Origin of the sequence: Yoonia rosea (genome assembly GCF_900156505.1) — a bacterium.
Taxonomy (GTDB): Bacteria; Pseudomonadota; Alphaproteobacteria; order Rhodobacterales; family Rhodobacteraceae; genus Yoonia; species Yoonia rosea.
This window is the reverse complement of sequence record NZ_FTPR01000001.1, coordinates 1,942,797-1,960,713: the sequence shown is the minus strand read 5'-3', so window position 1 is coordinate 1,960,713 and position 17,917 is coordinate 1,942,797. Positions and strand designations below refer to the sequence as shown.

The 17,917-nt window shown below is 56.6% G+C and carries 14 protein-coding genes; 11 read left to right on the top strand and 3 right to left on the bottom strand.

The annotated features are described in order from the left end of the window. The first annotated feature begins 88 nt into the window (after positions 1 to 88). Together B0B09_RS09765 and dacB are read left to right on the top strand one after the other, a co-directional pair. Positions 89 to 682, top strand: coding sequence for a nicotinate-nucleotide adenylyltransferase (locus B0B09_RS09765; RefSeq protein WP_076659389.1), 594 nt, complete (start codon positions 89 to 91; stop codon positions 680 to 682). Then, positions 682 to 2,145 (top strand): D-alanyl-D-alanine carboxypeptidase/D-alanyl-D-alanine endopeptidase, encoded by a 1,464-nt coding sequence (dacB, locus tag B0B09_RS09760; RefSeq protein WP_311135456.1) that lies wholly within the window; start codon positions 682 to 684, stop codon positions 2,143 to 2,145. The genes B0B09_RS09765 and dacB overlap by 1 nt, the downstream gene beginning before the upstream one ends. On the opposite strand, the gene B0B09_RS09755 is transcribed toward dacB, so the two are convergent. Continuing rightward, entirely contained in the window at positions 2,146 to 2,565 is a 420-nt protein-coding gene (locus tag B0B09_RS09755) for a tellurite resistance TerB family protein (RefSeq protein ID WP_055293882.1), read from the bottom strand. A 112-nt stretch (positions 2,566 to 2,677) separates the two neighbouring features. On the opposite strand from B0B09_RS09755, the gene B0B09_RS09750 reads away from it, so the two are divergent. The 7 genes from B0B09_RS09750 to B0B09_RS09720 all read left to right on the top strand — a co-directional run bounded on the left by B0B09_RS09750 (position 2,678) and on the right by B0B09_RS09720 (position 11,990). After that, entirely contained in the window at positions 2,678 to 4,249 is a 1,572-nt protein-coding gene (locus B0B09_RS09750; protein ID WP_076659387.1) for a lysine--tRNA ligase, read from the top strand. Positions 4,250 to 4,318: 69 nt separating this feature from the next. Continuing rightward, the gene (locus tag B0B09_RS09745) at positions 4,319 to 4,720 is read left to right on the top strand and encodes a DUF4864 domain-containing protein (protein ID WP_076659386.1); all 402 of its coding nucleotides are present in this window, start codon (positions 4,319 to 4,321) and stop codon (positions 4,718 to 4,720) included. A 121-nt stretch (positions 4,721 to 4,841) separates the two neighbouring features. Then, positions 4,842 to 7,130, top strand: coding sequence for a glycosyl hydrolase family 28-related protein (locus tag B0B09_RS09740; RefSeq protein WP_076659894.1), 2,289 nt, complete (start codon positions 4,842 to 4,844; stop codon positions 7,128 to 7,130). Between the two features lie 128 nt (positions 7,131 to 7,258). Continuing rightward, complete coding sequence (locus B0B09_RS17960) at positions 7,259 to 7,924, top strand: hypothetical protein (protein WP_076659385.1); 666 nt, start codon at positions 7,259 to 7,261, stop codon at positions 7,922 to 7,924. A 144-nt stretch (positions 7,925 to 8,068) separates the two neighbouring features. Beyond that, on the top strand, positions 8,069 to 8,293 hold the full coding sequence (locus B0B09_RS09730) for a DUF1127 domain-containing protein (RefSeq protein WP_076659384.1): 225 nt from the start codon (positions 8,069 to 8,071) through the stop codon (positions 8,291 to 8,293). Between the two features lie 217 nt (positions 8,294 to 8,510). Then, positions 8,511 to 10,469 carry an acetate--CoA ligase gene (gene acs, locus B0B09_RS09725; protein ID WP_076659383.1) on the top strand — a complete coding sequence of 653 codons (1,959 nt, stop codon included), beginning with the start codon at positions 8,511 to 8,513 and terminating at the stop codon, positions 10,467 to 10,469. 318 nt (positions 10,470 to 10,787) lie between these two features. Next, positions 10,788 to 11,990, top strand: coding sequence for a M23 family metallopeptidase (locus B0B09_RS09720; RefSeq protein WP_076659382.1), 1,203 nt, complete (start codon positions 10,788 to 10,790; stop codon positions 11,988 to 11,990). A 67-nt stretch (positions 11,991 to 12,057) separates the two neighbouring features. On the opposite strand, the gene B0B09_RS09715 is transcribed toward B0B09_RS09720, so the two are convergent. Continuing rightward, positions 12,058 to 13,422: a mechanosensitive ion channel family protein gene (locus tag B0B09_RS09715; RefSeq protein ID WP_076659893.1), complete on the bottom strand. Its 1,365-nt coding sequence runs from the start codon at positions 13,420 to 13,422 to the stop codon at positions 12,058 to 12,060. 177 nt (positions 13,423 to 13,599) lie between these two features. Between B0B09_RS09715 and B0B09_RS09710 the strand changes: the two genes are divergently transcribed. Next, a complete protein-coding gene (locus B0B09_RS09710) occupies positions 13,600 to 14,556 on the top strand; it encodes a calcium-binding protein (protein ID WP_076659381.1) in 957 nt (318 codons plus the stop codon). A 145-nt stretch (positions 14,557 to 14,701) separates the two neighbouring features. Here B0B09_RS09710 and B0B09_RS09705 read toward each other — a convergent pair whose 3' ends face one another. Next, a complete protein-coding gene (locus B0B09_RS09705) occupies positions 14,702 to 16,141 on the bottom strand; it encodes a hypothetical protein (protein ID WP_076659380.1) in 1,440 nt (479 codons plus the stop codon). A 292-nt stretch (positions 16,142 to 16,433) separates the two neighbouring features. Between B0B09_RS09705 and leuC the strand changes: the two genes are divergently transcribed. Then, entirely contained in the window at positions 16,434 to 17,837 is a 1,404-nt protein-coding gene (leuC, locus tag B0B09_RS09700; RefSeq protein ID WP_076659379.1) for a 3-isopropylmalate dehydratase large subunit, read from the top strand. The last annotated feature ends 80 nt before the right edge of the window (positions 17,838 to 17,917 follow it).

Here is a 17,917-nt window from a genome sequence, read left to right as displayed (position 1 = left end):
CTACTACGGCGAAGATGGAAATGATCCTTGAGAAACCGATGCTAACGCAGTTTGCAGCCGCCGATATGCAACCGATAGGGCCTGTGCGATGACTGCGCGGCCTGTCGCAAAGCGCGGTCAGGTGATCGGTCTGCTGGGGGGGTCCTTTGATCCGCCGCATGCGGGCCATGTCCATATCTCTAAGGCCGCGTTGAAACGGTTCGGACTGGACCGGCTGTGGTGGCTGGTGTCACCCGGCAATCCTCTGAAAGAGAACGGACCGGCACCTTTGGCTGACAGGATGCAGGTCGCGCGCGCGATGATGGATCATCCGCGCGTCACAGTCACCGATATCGAAGCGCAATTGGGAACGCGGTACACCGCGCAGACGCTGATGGCCTTGCGCCGCCGCTACCCCGGCGTGCGGTTCGTGTGGATTATGGGCGCTGACAATCTGGCGCAGTTCCATCGCTGGCAAGACTGGCGTTGGATCATGGAGACCGTTCCCATTGGCGTCTTGGCGCGTCCGGGGGACAGGATTGCGGCACGCATGTCGAAAGCGGCAAAGGTCTATGCGCGGGCGCGTATCCCGGGACGGGCGGCGCATACGCTTCGCAGGGCACAGGCGCCGGCATGGGCCTTTGTCAATTTGCCGATGTCCGACCAGTCTTCAACCGCGATCCGCAAGCGGGGGGAATGGTGATGCGCCTGACCCGTCGTGCACTGCTGTCCGGAGCGGTCTCAGCGCTTGCCACTACAGCCTATGCCGAGGCGCCATTAACGTCCTTGCGCCCGATTGCACGTGTGCCTGCCCGCGATGCGATTGCCAAGATGGTGTCATCGCGCGCGACCTCTGGCGCGGTGGGCGTTGTGGTGGCGGATATGCAAAGCGGCCAGATCCTTGAGGACATTGACGGGACGATAGCGCAGCCACCCGCAAGCGTAACCAAGGCGTTCACGGCACTCTATGCGCTTGAGGCGCTGGGTGCGCAACATACCTTTGAAACGCGCATATTTGCTGATGGTCCAATAAATGACGGTGTTTTAGATGGTAATTTGATTTTGGCCGGTGGGGGTGACCCCAACCTTGTGACGGATCAAATTGCTGAACTTGCCAAAAGACTGAAGGACACCGGCCTGCGCGAAGTGCGGGGGGATCTTCTGGTCTGGGACAATGCACTGACTAATCTCGACGAGATTGATGACAGTCAGATGGATCATCTGGGCTACAATCCAACAGTCACCGGTCTGAACCTGAATTTCAATCGCGTGCATTTTGAGTGGAAACAAGACGGCGCAGATTATGTCACCACGCTGGATGCCCGCAGCGCAAATTACCGCCCCGAAGTGACCACGGCGCAGATTGCGATTGTGGATCGTGCAGTGCCGGTGTTCACCTACCGCAACGGCGGTGGTGTTGATCAATGGACTGTGGCGCGGGGTGCGCTCAATAAAGAAGGATCAAGGTGGCTGCCTGTCCGCAATCCGGCACTTTATGCAGGCGAGGTTTTTGCCGTCTTTGCGCGCAGTCACGGGATCGTTTTGAAGCCGCCGCAAGAGACGATGGCGCGCCCGACGGGTATCCCGCTTGTGCGGTATGCCAGCGCGCCATTGAACGAGATGATGCAGAGCATGTTGCGTTTCTCGACGAATATCACCGCAGAGGCAGCGGGTCTGGCAGCGACCGCGACCCGCGTTGGCGCGCAGCGTGGGCTGCGCACTTCTGCGTTGAGTATGGCGCTATGGGCGGCGCGTCGGGCAGAGGGCATTGCGCCGCAATTTGTGGATCATTCGGGTTTGGGCGATGCGGCGCGGGTGTCGCCCCGTGACATGGTGCGCCTGTTGATGGCGCAGAATGTGATGCCGACCTTGCAGCCTATTCTGCGTGATATCGCATTGGTGGGCGAGGATGGTCAGGCGATCGACGATCCGCAAATCGCCGTCAAAGCGAAGACCGGCACGCTCAACTTTGTGTCAACGCTTGCTGGATATGTGCGCACCAAAAGCGGACGTGATCTGGCCTTTGCGATTTTTGCGTCCGATCTGGAAGCGCGCGAGGCCGGCAAACGTCAAGGCGTCGAGTCCCCGACCGGTGCGCGCAGCTGGAATACACGGTCGCGGCGCCTGCAACAGGATATTCTCAAGCATCTGGCGTTAAGGGTCTGATCAAAGCGTCATGTGGCGTGCGCGTGATCCGCGTTCGATCGCAGCGGCGTGCAGGCGATCAAGGTTCAGTTCTTCGCGAATCTCTTCCAGCATGCGGACTTCGGTGCCAACAATGAGTCCGTCCGCGGCAGCGACATCACAAGAAAGCGCATAGGCGGTCTCATAAAGGCGCTCGGGCAGGGCGTCACGGATCAGGCCGAAAAGCGCCTCAAGACCGTCTTCCTGCTCAAGCAATGAGAAGACCATTCTCGACATGCGCGGCAGACGTTCGAGGTCATAGTCCGAGAAAACAGGCAAGTTATTGATCGCGCTGTTTATTTTCACAAGCTCGGCAGTGCGGATGTTTTCATCCGACGCGGATACCGCGATCATCAGGGCGGCAAGGGCGTCTTGCGCGGTCATTGGGGCGTCTTCAAGCATCGGGAATTCCTTTACATCTGATGCCACATTTATTGACGCCTCGGCTGTCTCGCAATAGGGAGTGCGCGTTGCGGCGGTCACAATGACTTGCCCTTAGAATGTGAGATGAACCATGAGCACTATGCGTGAAGCAGCGATGACGTCGAAGGCCTGGCCCTTTGAAGAGGCGCGCGCATTGCTCAAACGGTATGAAAACAGGGCACCCGAAAAGGGGTATGTCCTGTTTGAGACAGGCTATGGCCCATCGGGTTTGCCGCATATCGGAACGTTTGGCGAAGTACTGCGCACAACGATGATCCGCCGCGCGTTCGAGGTGATTTCGGATATTCCCACCAAACTGATCTGTTTTTCCGACGATCTGGACGGGATGCGCAAGGTTCCCGGCAATGTGCCCCAGCAAGAGATGCTGGCCGAGCATATGCATAAGCCGCTGACATCGGTGCCTGATCCCTTTGGAACGCATGAGAGCTTTGGCCATCACAACAATGCCATGTTGCGGCGCTTCTTGGATACTTTCGGGTTTGATTACGAATTCTATTCAGCCCGTGAATTTTATCAAACAGGCCAGTTTGATGAGATTCTGCTGCGCGCTGCGGCCCGTTATGATGACATTATGAAGGTCATGCTGAAATCCCTGCGCGAAGAGCGTCAAGAGACCTATTCCATCTTCCTGCCGATCCATCCTGAGACCGGGCGTGTACTTTATGTGCCAATGAAGCACGTGGATGGTGAAAAGGGTGAGGTGACTTTCGACGACCCTGATGGGCGCGAATGGACCCTGCCTGTGACGGGCGGCAATGTGAAATTGCAGTGGAAGCCGGATTTCGGTGCGCGCTGGGCTGCTTTGGATGTTGATTTCGAGATGTACGGCAAGGAACACGCCACAAATACCGCGATCTATGACCGGATTTGCGAGATTTTGGGTGGGCGCAAGCCGAACCATTTTTCGTATGAGCTGTTTCTGGATGAGAAGGGTCAGAAGATTTCCAAATCTTCCGGCAACGGCATTTCGATTGATGAGTGGCTGACCTATGCCTCAACCGAGAGCCTGAGCTACTTCATGTATCTTAAGCCAAAGACGGCCAAGCGGATGCATTTTGATGTGATCCCTAAGGCAGTGGACGAGTATCACCAGCAGTTGCGCGCCTATGCCACTCAGGATGATGCAGGCCGCGCCAATAATCCGGTGTTCCACATTCACGGACATAATGTGCCTGCCTCAGACATGGTGGTGCCTTTTGCGATGCTTTTGAACCTCGCGTCCGTGTCTGGTGCCGAGGACAAAGACACGCTTTGGGGCTTTATCCAGCGTTATGCGCCTGACGCCTCTGCCGAGAAAAACCCGCAGATGGATCAGGCGGCGGGCTTTGCCGTGCGCTATTACAACGACTTTGTGAAGCCCACCAAAGTGTACCGCGCACCAACCGATCAGGAGCGCGCGGCGCTGACCGATCTGGCGGAACGCCTGAAAGTGTGGGATGGCGGTCTGGATGCAGAAGAGCTGCAAACGATGGTCTTTGCCGTTGGCAAAGAGCATGGGTTCGAGCCGCTGCGTAATTGGTTCACCGCACTCTACGAGGTGCTTTTGGGCGCTTCACAAGGGCCACGTTTTGGCGGCTTCATTGCGCTTTACGGTGTGGATGAAACCATCGCCCTCATCGAACAGCAATTGGCCGCCGCATAAGATAATTGAAACTAATCCGCGCTTTCCTGCGTATCTTCTATGAAGAGACAGCTTAGGAGGGCGCGGATCATGCGCATTTTGGCATTCGTTTTCGGGTTCTGGGTGGCAGCCACTGCTGCTTTTGCGCAGGATGGTGACGCGATCGAGAGCGTGATTGGCAACCAGCTGGACGCCTTTAACGAACGCGACATCTCCGAGGCATGGGAATACGCCAGCCCCAATATCAAGCGCCTGTTCGGCGATCCCGGAAATTTCGGCATGATGGTCCAGCAGGGCTATCCGATGGTCTGGGACAATGCTGATGTGCGGTTCCTGGAATTGCGCGATTTGGGCGGCATGGTCTGGCAGAAGGTGATGGTGCGCGATGCGCAGGGTGCTCTGCATATTCTGGACTATCAGATGATCGAGACAGCACAGGGTTGGCAGATCAACGGTGTACGCTTATTGCCCGCACCCGATGTCGGGGCCTAACCTGTTGCGCCACACACCGTAACGGTGCTCCAAGGCGCTGTTTATATCTTGACGTTATCCCCTTGCACAGGTGGCCCGGTTTGCGCCGGGCCTTTTGTTTTTCAGCTTCAGGGGCCATTTCATGAACAAAGCTATCACTGACGGAATCGTTTTCGATCCATTGCCGTTTTCTGCCGGTCTGGCGCTCTGGTCGAGCACGGACGGCACGCCCGGGTCAGACTCTTACGCCGCGAGCGGGTCCGGTGTGTTCGTTGCGGCAGATCAGGATTTCGCAGGATGTCTTGAGTTGCTGAAAATCGACCCGACACAACGGGTACGCTATAAGGGTGAAACACCCATCATTCCCGGGTGCTATTTGCAGATCACCGCGCGGGTCAAAGCGGTTGCGGGCGCTATGCCAGCGGTCCGGATTGCCGGTTGGCCCGGTGAGGGTGGCGGTGTGGAGCTTGCAGGTGTCACGACGTTCGGTGTCGCGCGGCAGCTGACAAGCTATGGTCAGGTGGTTGAGGTGTCGGCCATTGTCGCTACGGCGGATCGTGGCGGTGTTGATCTGGTATGGACCGGTGCCGAATATGGCCATTTCGGTATTGACCTTACAGGGCCGACAGGCGGCGTTGTGCGGCTTGATGATATTACGATCACGGATGTGACGGGAGCGTTTACCCGTGATCTGGTGAGTATGGTCGATGTGCGCGATTACGGAGCCAAAGGGGACGGCGTTACCGACGATAGTGCCGCGTTCAACGCCGCCGATGCCGCAGCAAATGGCCGAACGGTGATGGTGCCTGCGGGCAATTATCTTTTGGCGAACAGTGTCACGATAGATAACCGTATCCAGTTTGAGGGGCGGATTGTCCAAGCGCCCGAACACCGTTTTATTTTGCAGCAGGATTATAATTACGACACATATTTCAAGGCGTTTCAGGACGAAGAAGTCGCGTTCAAAAAGGCCTATCAAGCCCTGATCAATTTTGCCGATCACGATTCGCTTGATCTGTGCGGGCGCCGCGTTTTGTTGACCGAACCGGTTGATATGCAGGCCGCAGACCCGTCACGCACCCGCTTTGAAACCCGCCGTGTGATCCGCAACGGCCAGTTCCAGCCTGCCGATGGTGCGGCTTGGGATACGGTCGAGGTCTCGTCGCAAGCGACTTATTCGGCCAGCGATGACAAGCGTCTGACCAATGTTGTCAATATCGCCAGTATCCCCGTGGGGTCTTTGGTGCAAGGCAACGGTGTGGGCCGCGAGATTTATGTGACTTCGGTCAATGAAGCGGCACAGTCACTCGAGCTTAGCCTTCCACTTTTTGATGCGGAGGGCACGCAGGTTTTCACCTTTTCGCGTTTTCAGTACATGCTTGATTTTTCAGGGTACGAGAAGTTCAGCCAATTCATCCTTGACGATATCGAGTTTCAGGGCCGTGGCGTTGCAAGCGGGATAATGTTGGCGCCTGACGGGTTCACCTTTCATGTCCGTGATTGTTTCATCAACCGGCCCAAAGACCGCGGGATCACGTCGCCGGGGCGTGGCTGTCAGGGTATGATGATTGACCGCTGCCAGTTGATTTCGGATGAACAAGCCGTGCCGGTGGCGAACCGCGTGAGCATCGGGTTCAACGCCAATGCCAACGACGTCAAAATCCGCGACAACCGCACCAGCAAATTCAAACATTTCTGCGTGCTCGCAGGGTCTGGTAACCTGATGACGGGTAACCACTGGTTCCACGGTGATGATGAGGTCAATGGCGTGCGGATGGGCGGGATCGTCCTGACCTTGCCGAACCCCAAGAGCATTTTCACCGGCAACTATTGCGATAACAACTTTATTGAATGGACAAACGAGCATGACGCCACACCGGCCTTTGGCACGCAGTTTTCCTTTGGCGGCCTGACGATCACAGGCAATATGTTCACGACAAATGATGTGGCGGACTGGTTCAATTTTATCGTGATTAAACCCTATGGGCCCGGCCATTTCATCAATGGCTTTGCTGTCATCGGCAATGTGTTCCGGTCACTCAATGGGCGCATTGACCGGGTCGAGCATGTGGATACGACCTTTGCCGATCTGGACTACGGCCGGACCCGCAGCTTTGTCTTTACCGGCAACACATTTCACAATGTGAACGAGCCTGTGTCCAATCCGGCGGTCCTGACCCATACGCAGGCAACCGAGGCCACGACTTGGGTGATGGAAACGGACACCGCCTTGCCCTTTGCGGGGCGCGCGCTGACGGTCGAAAGCGTGATGCCGGATGGGGCGATTACGAATGCTGGCAACACGCGCGTGCATGATCTGCCCTGGGCCGAGGGTGAACAGGGCAGTAGCCTGCGCGATGTTCATCTGAATTGGGGCCAAGCCGTGAAAGGGCAGGTGCGCTATTCTGTGCGAATGGACCAGACGGACTAGGCCACAAGCGCGCAGCAAAGGGGAGTTTATCGGCATCCCTTTGCTGCGGTGCAGAATAATGCTGCGTTTGCGAAAAATATCGTGTATACTGGGCTTGAAGTAGGGTTTTGCCAAAAAAGGGAGCCATTATGACACCGGCAGTTACACTTTCAATGACGGCACAGGGGATGCAGATCGCCAGTGCTGTGATCGGCCAGCAAATGCGCCTGACGGATACCATGATTGACCAGATGGTGGCGGCGCAGCGCGCACTGATAAGTGGCAGCATGCTCTCCGCGCCTGCAAAACCTGTCGTCAAGGCAAAGGCCCCGACACCCAAGCCTAAGGCCACCCAGAAAGCGAAGGCCGCCGTCAAAAAGGCAGCACCGAAAAAAGCGGTGTCCAAAAAGTCTGCGCCCAAGAAAGTAGCGGCCGCCAAGGCCGCCGCAAAACCGGCACCTGTCGCGAAAGTAGCGACACCGGAACCTGCCAAAGCAGCGCCAAAGCCAGAGGTGCAAGCAGCTGTAAATCCCGCACCTGCGCCTGCTGTTCAGGCAAAAGCGTCACCAACACCTGCACCGGCAAAGGCAGATAAGCCAAAGCCTGCCGCAAAAAAGGCGGCCCCGAAGGCCAAGACTACCCGTGCGGCCCAAAAGGCCGAGCCGGCGGTTGCGGCCGCACCGTCGCCGGTTGCACCAAAGCCCAGGGCCGCAACGCCTGCACCGGAAGCGGCAAAGCCTGCCGCAGCCAAACGTGCCAAGACGGTCACTGTTCCAGATGCCCCGTGGGATGGGAAAGCTGCCGTCAAGAAGTGATGCATTTCTGAGCCTCAAGCCGTGAAAACATAGCCCATCATGCAAGAACTGCATGGTGGGTTTGCGTTTTTGGCCGTTGCCGATCCGTCGTTGCCACCCTAACTCTTGGCTTGGGAGGACAAACACGTATTCACGAGGTGCAACATGGCTCTCCAACCCGACAACACACTGATTTCTAACCGCGAAATTCTGATCGAACTGGTGATGAAACCACTTCGCGCAATTGGCTCTATGCTTGAGCATATGGCTGTCAGCAATTCACGGACGCTGGCGCTGCAGGCAATCTCGGACATTCCAGAAGAAGAGCTTCGCGCCAAAGGCCTGACACGTGCTGATGTGGTCAGCATGACATTCCGCCACGACGCATAAGCACTTTGGGCTGCCGCAACGCGTGGCGGCCCGAGTTGCGCAAGGCATATGTAAAAATATTGACTAACGAAACGTTGCAGGCGGTGCTCTTTTTACAAACCGTCTAAGTTGTCCCCAACGAGACTTGGATTCGATCACATTTTCGCCATGATGCACGGCGAGGAAGCCGTTGGGCGCATGCCCGCGGCCGTGAAGAAGTGATCAGGGGGGACATGCCATGACCGATCAATCAGCCGGAACCTATCCACCATCATCCGAAATGGCCGCAGCGGCCCATGCCGATAAGGCGACTTATGATGCGATGTACGCCGCGTCGATCAATGATCCTGAGGCGTTCTGGGGCGAGCATGGTAAGCGGATCGACTGGATCAAACCCTACACGCGTGTCAAAAACACGAGCTTTGCCCCCGGTGCGGTTGATATCAAATGGTATGAAGACGGTACGCTGAACGTCAGTGCCAACTGCATCGACCGCCATCTTGCCGCGCGCGGCGAACAGACCGCCATAATCTGGGAGCCTGACAGCCCCGATGATGAAGCGCTGCACATCACCTACAACATGCTCCATGAGAAGACCTCGCGCATGGCGAATGTGCTCAAGGAAATGGGCGTCGGAAAAGGCGACCGCGTTGTTCTGTACCTGCCGATGATCCCCGAGGCCGCCTATGCCATGCTGGCCTGTGCGCGGATTGGTGCGATCCATTCCATCGTGTTCGCGGGTTTCTCGGCCGAGGCGCTGGGCGCACGCGTCAACGCCTGCGATGCCAAGGTAGTAATTACCGCTGACGGCGCACCACGCGGTGGCCGTGTCACCAACCTCAAGGACAGCGTGAATCAGGCCCTGCTGAACGATTACAACGATGTGAAATGTCTGGTGGTCAAGCGCACCGGCCAGCAGATCGCGTGGCGCAGTGATCTCGATTACTGGCTGCATGAAATGGAAGAAAAGGTCAGCGCCGATTGCCCGCCTGCGGAAATGAACGCCGAAGACCCGCTGTTTATTCTTTACACATCCGGCTCTACTGGCCAGCCCAAAGGCGTGGTGCACTCCAGCGGTGGCTATCTGGTCTATGCGTCGATGACGCATCAATACACGTTCGACTACCATGATGGTGATATCTTCTGGTGTACCGCCGATGTGGGTTGGGTCACCGGCCACAGCTATATCGTCTATGGTCCGCTTGCCAATGGGGCCACGACGATCATGTTCGAAGGCGTGCCGACCTATCCTGATGCGGGCCGTTTCTGGGCTGTGTGCGAAAAGCACAAGGTCAACCAGTTCTATACCGCCCCCACCGCGATCCGCGCCTTGATGGCGCAGGGCAACAGCTTTGTCGAAAAGTATGACCTGTCTGACATCAAGGTGCTGGGCACCGTGGGCGAACCGATCAACCCCGAAGCATGGAACTGGTACAACGATGTTGTTGGCAAGGGCAAGGCGCCCATCGTCGACACTTGGTGGCAAACCGAAACCGGCGGTCACTTGCTAACCCCGCTTCCGGGCGCGACCGCGACCAAGCCGGGCTCGGCGACATTGCCTTTCTTTGGCATCCAGCCCGTTATTCTGGAACCAACCTCGGGCGAGGAAATTCACGACACTGCCGCCGAAGGTGTGCTGTGCATCAAGGATAGCTGGCCTGCCCAGATGCGCACGGTCTGGGGCGATCACGCGCGTTTCGAGAAGACGTACTTCAGCGACTACAAGAACTATTACTTCACCGGTGACGGCTGTAAGCGCGATGAGGACGGGTACTATTGGATCACTGGTCGCGTCGATGACGTGATCAATGTTTCGGGTCACCGTATGGGCACGGCCGAGGTGGAAAGCGCACTGGTCGCACATGCAAAAGTCGCCGAAGCGGCTGTCGTGGGTTACCCGCATGACATCAAAGGGCAAGGAATTTATGCCTATGTCACGCTGATGAACGGCGAAGAACCATCGGATGAACTCCGCAAAGAGCTCGAGGTCTGGGTCCGGTCCGAGATCGGACCGATTGCCAAACCTGATCTGCTGCAATGGGCACCCGGCCTACCGAAGACACGCTCTGGCAAAATCATGCGGCGGATCCTGCGCAAGATCGCCGAGGACGATTTCGGCGCGCTGGGGGATACTTCGACGCTGGCTGATCCATCTGTTGTGGATGATCTGATCGAGAACCGGATGAACCGCGGCTAAGTCACCGCAGTCTTTGAGATGAGAAAGCCGCGCAAAGATGCGCGGCTTTGTCGTTTGTGAGGAATGGCAGGAGTGAGCCCAAATTGGCTGATGCTGCACTGCACTCGAAAGTCAGCTCCTGTGCTTCTTTGAAAAAGCTTAGAGTGGCCATGCCGCCTGCGCGTACCTGATAGCCTAGGCCAAGGAAGATAGGAGAGGCTTCGACGACGAAGTGTCCGTCTTTGTAATACCATTGCTCGAATGACGGAAATTGATAGAGTGTAACGGACACAATTTTAACGAAAGTCGATTATTGACCGCACAATTTTTGGAGCGCACATGACGCAAGAACAGATAGAAGAGATTATCAAAGAATTTGAAGATATTAAGTTCTTTTCTGACGGAGCCACGCTAGACAGGGCGACCAAGATTCTCGAGAAAGTTACTGGAGCTGAAATTGCCTCCGAAATTTCCGAAGAAACCATGCAGAACCTTGATGCCCAGGTATCAGATAGTTCTAAAAAGCGAGTAGTGGTTGATCCCGTCCTAAACATAGCAAAGGGACTACTTGAACTCTACGATGGAAGAACTGAGAGCCTCGAGCTGTTTTCGGTCAAAGAGGACGATCTTGCTAAAGCGCAGGAGATTGTTAGTGCCTATCGAAGGGCCAACAGACCGCTGATAAGCGTAGACTTCCAAATTGCTGACTCGAAAGAGGAAGTCATCGGCGCTCTTGAGAGAATGCTTACATCTTTGAAGGGCGACGAACCCGAATTCTCGGAGTTTGATGGAGACACCGATCACCACCGAGAAACCTTTTACACAATGAGCAGGTGTTCAACGCATAACTGGACTACAAAGCCGTACTGGGAAGAACGAGCTGATGGACGGTATCTTCTCGAAAAACGTTGCACTCAAACGATTTGTAGTGGTGGATGCGGTGGGGATTACCTGTGCAAAATCGGGCCAGAGGGCGAAGGAGGACAACTCCTAATAAAGACCGCCGGGCCAGCACATTGTACTGTCGTCGTGATCTGGAAAAACACCGATGCGAGTACCGAACCGCCTAGCGGGTCAACGATTCCGAACTTTGAGCCAATTGCCTGGAATCATTGTGTAGACTTCTTTTCGGACACGAGCTTAGTTTCTGCCCTAACAAGTCGTTTCGGTTGGAGACGGCTGGGGTCACGAAACGATTTCCATCCAGGCATTGACATTGCCGCACCTGTGGGGACGCCCGTCTATAGCGTGGCTGGAGGGGTTGTTGATCGCATCTTCACTGTCTCAGCACCCAGCAGTCCAGAGAAACAAGGTGTCTGGGTACGATCAGGTGGAATGCTCAGAAAATACTGGCACCTAATCCCGGCACCAACATTAGTCGAAGGAATGCCTATTGGTGCCGGTGAACTTGTTGGATCAATAGTTCAATGGAATAGTCCAACGGCGCATCATCTGCATTTCGCACAATACAATACTGGAGCGTCAGGGCAGCCCAGCGACGGCAACGCAGTTGATCCAATCCCCAATTGTGGGCTTTTCTGAGTCGCAAGCCTAAAGCAGACATTGACGCAGCCGCAAGGAATGGCTGCTTCGTCCGCTCAACTGACATTCAGTCTCCCATCTTCACGTTGACCCGTTCACTCTCCAACAGTTTCACCTCGCGCTGCGGGAACGGGATGCTGATGCCGTGTTCTTTGAAGGCGTCCCAAAGTGCCAGATAGACGTTGCCGCGGATATTCGTCAGCCCCCCTGTCGGGTCCCTGATCCAAAAGCGCAGGATATAATCCACCGAGCTATCCCCAAAGCCTACGATATGGCAGACGGTGGGCCGCGTTTTGAGCACGCGGTCCACCCCTTGTGCGGCCTCGATCGCGATCTTGCGGACTGCATGCGGATCGTCGTGATAGGCTGTGCCAAAGAAGATATCGAGCCTGACAAACTCGTTTGAATGTGACCAGTTCACCACCTGTCCGGTGATCAGGTCCTCGTTCGGGATCAGGTATTCGCGCCCGTCGCGCGTGACGACCGAAACGTAACGCGCCCCCAGTGAATTGATCCACCCAAAGGTGTCGCCAAGGCTGATCACGTCCCCCGGTTTGATCGACTTATCCAGCAGGATGATGACGCCCGACACAAGGTTCGAGACAACCTTTTGCAAACCAAAACCGAGCCCCACACCGATCGCACCGGACAGGACCGCAAGACCTGTCAGATCGATCCCGAGAGCGCGGACGCCGACAAAGAATGCGGCGCCATAAAACGCAATCTGTACGCCTTTGACGATCAGCACCTGCATTGAGGGGCTGATGTCCTCGTTGGCCTTGATCCGGCTGGCGGTGGTCGTTGTAAAGAACCGCGCCAGTGCAATCAGGCCGCCAAGGATGACAAGACCCTGCACCAGCAAGAGCAGCGAGAAACGGATTTCCCCGATTGTGAAACCGATACTGTCGAGCAAACGTTCGGCCACATCCAGAAGGCCCAGAATTTGCAGGGTTGCCCATGTCCATGCGCCATAGCGGACGAATCTGCGCAGGGCAGGGCTCTTGATCAGGCGCGTGGCAAAGACAATCAGCAGCCACGCCAGCGCCAGGGTGCCGATCACACTCAAGAGATAGCTCCGGCTGGGCCAAGTGACCTCGCGCATGGCAAAAACGACGAACCAGATCAGCGATACAAAGAAAATCGCGCGCAGCCGTTGGTGCACGACGACCAGAATTCGCATGCGCCACTTCGGCCAGTTTTCGCGTGAGCCCATCCACGCCCGTATGCGCGGTCCCAAAATGGCGCGCAACAGATGCGCCATGGCGAAGACGGCCAAAGCAATCAGGATCTGGTAAAGGTTCCACGTGCGGAACATGCTTTCCACAAAGACCTGCGCCTGCGTAAACAGATCAGTGCTGATCGTGATGACCTCTTGAAGCGGTGCCTCGAAGGTTTCGTTTGGGCCGGTCAATGCGTTGGTGTGCTGGGCCATTTTCATCCTGGTCTATTGGTCTTGATGGAGAGCGTCGCATGTGGTGGCGAGACGGGCAAGTGCCCGATCCCTGGAGGACGCCTTTGTTGCCGTTTTTGAAGTGTTTACATTCTTGCGACACCGCTTCTGTGACGTTAGTGTTTTGATAGTTTTTTGATTTGGTGAAAGAATTCTTCGATGGAAATTGGTTTTCTGCTTCTGTTGCTTGCGGGCGGTGCCCTGCTTGTTCCGCTTTTTGGTGGCGACGACGATGATGAGGCCGGAACAGGCCCGATCAATGGAACGCCAGAAGATGATGAACTCGAGGGCACAGCGGGGCCTGATCTTATTCAGGGCTTTCTAGGGAATGACACCATAAACGGAAACGGCGGACTTGACACGCTCAGAGGAAGTGGTGGCGAGGATACGATCACAGGTGGTGAGGATCGGGACGAAATTTTCGGTGGTGCCGACAACGATGAATTGTTCGGCCTTGGCGGGAACGATACGATCGAAGGCGGCGGTGGCGATGACTATATCGATGCCGGTGAGGGCAACGATATCGTTCGCGCAGGTGCAGGCAACGATACAGTGTTCGGCAACATCGGTACAGATATACTGCGCGGCGAAGACGACGACGATGATATTTTCCTGTGGGGCGAAGAGGGTCACGCATTTGGTGGAGATGGCGACGATGATCTCATCATGGTCACCGGACGCGGTATTCTGGAAGGTGTTGCGGGCGACAACACGTTCTATGCTTTCGCCAATGACGACGATGGCGAGCAAACTGTCGCGGTCATTGATGATTTCGGTATCGGCGATGAAATCGTCATGACCATCGATACAAGCGACTCGAACGCCCTTGGCGCGGCGCTGGAGGTCACGGTTACCGAAGGCAATCTGAACGGCGTGAACGGTTATAACGTCGCGGTGTCTTTCGTTGATGAAAATGCAGTCGCTGATGGCGAGACTTTTGAAGAGGCGCGGGTCTTCATTTACGGTACCAGCGTTCCAATAGAGACGGTCATTAACGCAATCAGTGTCGATGTGACTTTGAACGCTGAACTGACAGTTGAGGGCGCGCAGGCGACATTCGCAGCGGTTCAGGCAGGGGCAGGGGCCCCCGCAGTCACCAATCCAGCGGCGCCGTGATGCATTACAACGCCAGCGGGACCAGTTTTCGTGCTTACCGGTCTTGGCTGCAGTGCGCTGGTCCTTTGGCCTCGGCCTGATGCAAACTAAACCCCGCCCGTGCGGGTGACGCAGGCGGGGCTGATGGCCCTAACAGGGGGCTGATTTACTGAGTTGGAATCGTGGCTCCGCGGCTGATTGGTGCGCCGCCGTCGCTCCCCCAGTATTCCAGGGCAAAGCGGCCTGCTTCGTCCTGCCCGCGGTATTCGATGTAGTTCTCGATGCCCTTGGTCATCTGCATCGAGAAATCCATACTGATCGCAAGCCCTTCATCAAAGGCTTCGCCGTCTTCAAAGTTCCGGAACCAGCGCATCCATGCTTCAGAAGCCTGCGTGCCATTGGCCGGAATTGCTACGCCATCAAGCCAAGGCATGATCGCGCTGACGCTGGGCACTTGACCGGTTGCGTGGCACGACATGCAGCTCGAGGTGGGGTTGTCTGCAGGGCCGTTGAGCCGCGAATTGAAACCAAGATGCATTGCGGGCAGGGCTTCATCGGGGTTGATCCATGTCTGTTGGAGGTCGGTGTTGATGACAGTCTCTGTCGGCGTCGAATTGATGAAGGTGTCAGCGTTATCTGGGTCATTGCCCCACATCACGCCCACAGGCATGAGGTTGCACCAATTCTTCCCCTCTCCGGGGATGTCCGCGCAGAAAGCTCCGTAGTCGGCATACTCCGTCGCACCGGCCGCACCACCGTTGTAGGCAAAAGTGCCAAATACCCAGCCTGCGGCTTCCTCGGCGCGGCTGTCTTTGACCATGATATCCATTTGCAGCAGGTTCATGGCCTGCGTCACCCGTGGCGCAGACTGCATCGCATCGCCGTCGGGGCAGGCGAGTGCTGGATAGACGTCGCAGGCGTAGACATAGGCGTTCCACTGCAACGGATTATCAAGCCACGGCACCTGATCCGCGCCAAGGGACGTGAACAGGAACTTACCCACGACAGTCCCTTCGGGAAAGGCAAACCCCGTCTCCATCGCGTCGATCATGTGGGTTAGGTCGGGGCCGCCATAGGGGTCATTCCAGACCTGACCGATCGTGAAACCGCCTGGGCCATTATAGAAGCCGACCGCATAGGCGTAGGACGAATTCCTTTGTTCGGGGGCAAGAACCTGAGCTGCCAAGGGCCCTTCGCGCGTTAAGCCGTGATAGCCTTCGCGCCCCGTCGTCCCCCAGTGCTGCCATGGCATGTGATACCAACCGATTCCTTCGGCGTTATTCTGCAGGATGAAATCATCTGCAACATCGCCACCGTGGATATTGCCAGTGAACACGTAGTCCCGCACAGCCATTACATAGGCCATCGGATCCGTTTCAAAATCAATGCTCAAGATCTGTTCGACCTGTGGATCGAGTGGCGGAATCGTTTCTGGAAAACTATCGGCGAGGGCGAAAACCGGACCTTTATAATCGCTGGGGGATACCATGAAGCCGAAGTCGGGAAAGCCGACGTTGCTTTCATACTCGAAATTCTGGGCAACGGCGGGTGCCGCGCCTACTGCCATAATCAACGCAGATACGCGCCAAGGGTGACGAATCGACATCTCAAATCTCCTTTTAGACCGCTCATTGGGCATTAAATCGACTTCAGCTTGCGCCTTTGGCCACATTGCGTCCGTGTGCTGTGACACAGACATCTGACTTGCGAGATGGTGCGTGCGCGTATATCTGGGCGTCATGACACAAGTTTTCGACATGGATGATCGCGCGCGCCTGCCTTGGCGCTTTTATGGTGCCACGCGCACCATCCTTGCCCATCTATGATGCGCGGCGTGTCTGTCGGCACGCTGCTCCACATTCTTTTACTTCCATGCATTCAACAAACGGGAGAGGACAATGTCCCCCAAAACGCTCTATGATAAAATCTGGGATGCGCATGTAGCCCATGAAGCCGAAGACGGCACCTGCCTGCTCTATATTGACCGCCATCTGGTTCACGAAGTGACCAGCCCGCAGGCCTTTGAAGGGCTGCGTATGGCGGGCCGCAAGGTACGCGCACCCGAAAAGACCATCGCGGTACCGGACCACAACGTGCCAACCACACCCGGCCGTGATGATCCCAAGAACATGACAGAGGATAGCGCCATTCAGGTGGCCGCCCTCGATACGAACGCCAAGGATTTCGGCATCCACTACTATCCCGTCTCTGACGTCCGCCAAGGTATCGTGCATATCGTTGGCCCTGAACAGGGCTGGACCCTTCCCGGCATGACGGTGGTCTGCGGTGACAGCCACACGGCGACCCATGGCGCATTCGGTGCGCTTGCGCACGGGATCGGCACGTCCGAAGTGGAGCACGTTCTGGCTACCCAAACGCTGATCCAGAAGAAATCCAAGAACATGAAGGTCGAGATCACCGGCAAACTGCGCCCCGGTGTGACCGCCAAAGACATTACCCTTTCTGTGATCGGGGCCACCGGCACCGCCGGCGGCACCGGCTATGTAATCGAATACTGTGGCGAAGCGATCCGTGATCTGTCCATGGAAGGCCGCATGACGGTCTGTAACATGGCGATCGAGGGTGGTGCGCGCGCTGGTCTGATTGCGCCCGACGAAAAAACTTTCGCATACTGCAAAGGTCGTCCGCATGCACCCAAAGGTGCCGCATGGGAAGCGGCAGAGGCCTATTGGCGTACGCTTTATACCGACGAGGGCGCGCATTTCGACAAGGTTGTTACGCTGAAGGGCGAGGATATTGCCCCTGTGGTGACATGGGGCACCTCTCCCGAGGATGTGCTGCCGATCACCGCAAATGTGCCTGCCGCCGATGATTTCACCGGTGGCAAGGTCGGTGCGGCCCAGCGCTCGCTCGACTACATGGACCTGGAGCCAGGCACGCCGCTCAAAGACATCGCAATCGACACGGTCTTTATCGGCTCCTGCACAAACGGCCGCATCGAGGATCTGCGCGCTGCGGCGGAGATCCTGAAAGGCAAGAAGATCGCAGTAAAACGTGCGATGGTCGTGCCCGGTTCGGGTCTTGTGCGCGCGCAAGCCGAAGAGGAAGGGCTGGCAGATATCTTTAAAGAGGCCGGTTTTGAATGGCGGCTTGCGGGTTGTTCCATGTGTCTGGCGATGAACCCTGACCAGTTGGCACCGGGTGAGCGCTGTGCGGCCACGTCGAACCGCAACTTTGAGGGACGGCAAGGGCGCGGCGGACGCACGCACCTGATGTCACCGGCGATGGCGGCGGCAGCGGCGATCACGGGTAAACTGACCGATGTTCGCGAACTGATGTAAGCGGCGCGCTCATCAGCCCCTTGCGGGGGCTTTCTTCGCGAAGAAGGCCCGAAGGGGCTGATGAGCAGCCCGAAAGGAAA

Coding starts and splice junctions, on each gene's coding strand:
- dacB (WP_311135456.1), top strand. CDS start 682: ATGCGCCTGACCCGTCGTGCACTGCTGTCCGGAGCGGTCTCAGCGCTT.
- B0B09_RS09765 (WP_076659389.1), top strand. CDS start 89: ATGACTGCGCGGCCTGTCGCAAAGCGCGGTCAGGTGATCGGTCTGCTG.
- B0B09_RS09715 (WP_076659893.1), bottom strand. CDS start 13,422: ATGGCCCAGCACACCAACGCATTGACCGGCCCAAACGAAACCTTCGAG.
- B0B09_RS09720 (WP_076659382.1), top strand. CDS start 10,788: ATGACGCAAGAACAGATAGAAGAGATTATCAAAGAATTTGAAGATATT.
- B0B09_RS09750 (WP_076659387.1), top strand. CDS start 2,678: ATGAGCACTATGCGTGAAGCAGCGATGACGTCGAAGGCCTGGCCCTTT.
- B0B09_RS09730 (WP_076659384.1), top strand. CDS start 8,069: ATGGCTCTCCAACCCGACAACACACTGATTTCTAACCGCGAAATTCTG.
- B0B09_RS17960 (WP_076659385.1), top strand. CDS start 7,259: ATGACACCGGCAGTTACACTTTCAATGACGGCACAGGGGATGCAGATC.
- B0B09_RS09705 (WP_076659380.1), bottom strand. CDS start 16,141: ATGTCGATTCGTCACCCTTGGCGCGTATCTGCGTTGATTATGGCAGTA.
- B0B09_RS09755 (WP_055293882.1), bottom strand. CDS start 2,565: ATGCTTGAAGACGCCCCAATGACCGCGCAAGACGCCCTTGCCGCCCTG.
- B0B09_RS09745 (WP_076659386.1), top strand. CDS start 4,319: ATGCGCATTTTGGCATTCGTTTTCGGGTTCTGGGTGGCAGCCACTGCT.
- leuC (WP_076659379.1), top strand. CDS start 16,434: ATGTCCCCCAAAACGCTCTATGATAAAATCTGGGATGCGCATGTAGCC.
- B0B09_RS09740 (WP_076659894.1), top strand. CDS start 4,842: ATGAACAAAGCTATCACTGACGGAATCGTTTTCGATCCATTGCCGTTT.
- B0B09_RS09710 (WP_076659381.1), top strand. CDS start 13,600: ATGGAAATTGGTTTTCTGCTTCTGTTGCTTGCGGGCGGTGCCCTGCTT.
- acs (WP_076659383.1), top strand. CDS start 8,511: ATGACCGATCAATCAGCCGGAACCTATCCACCATCATCCGAAATGGCC.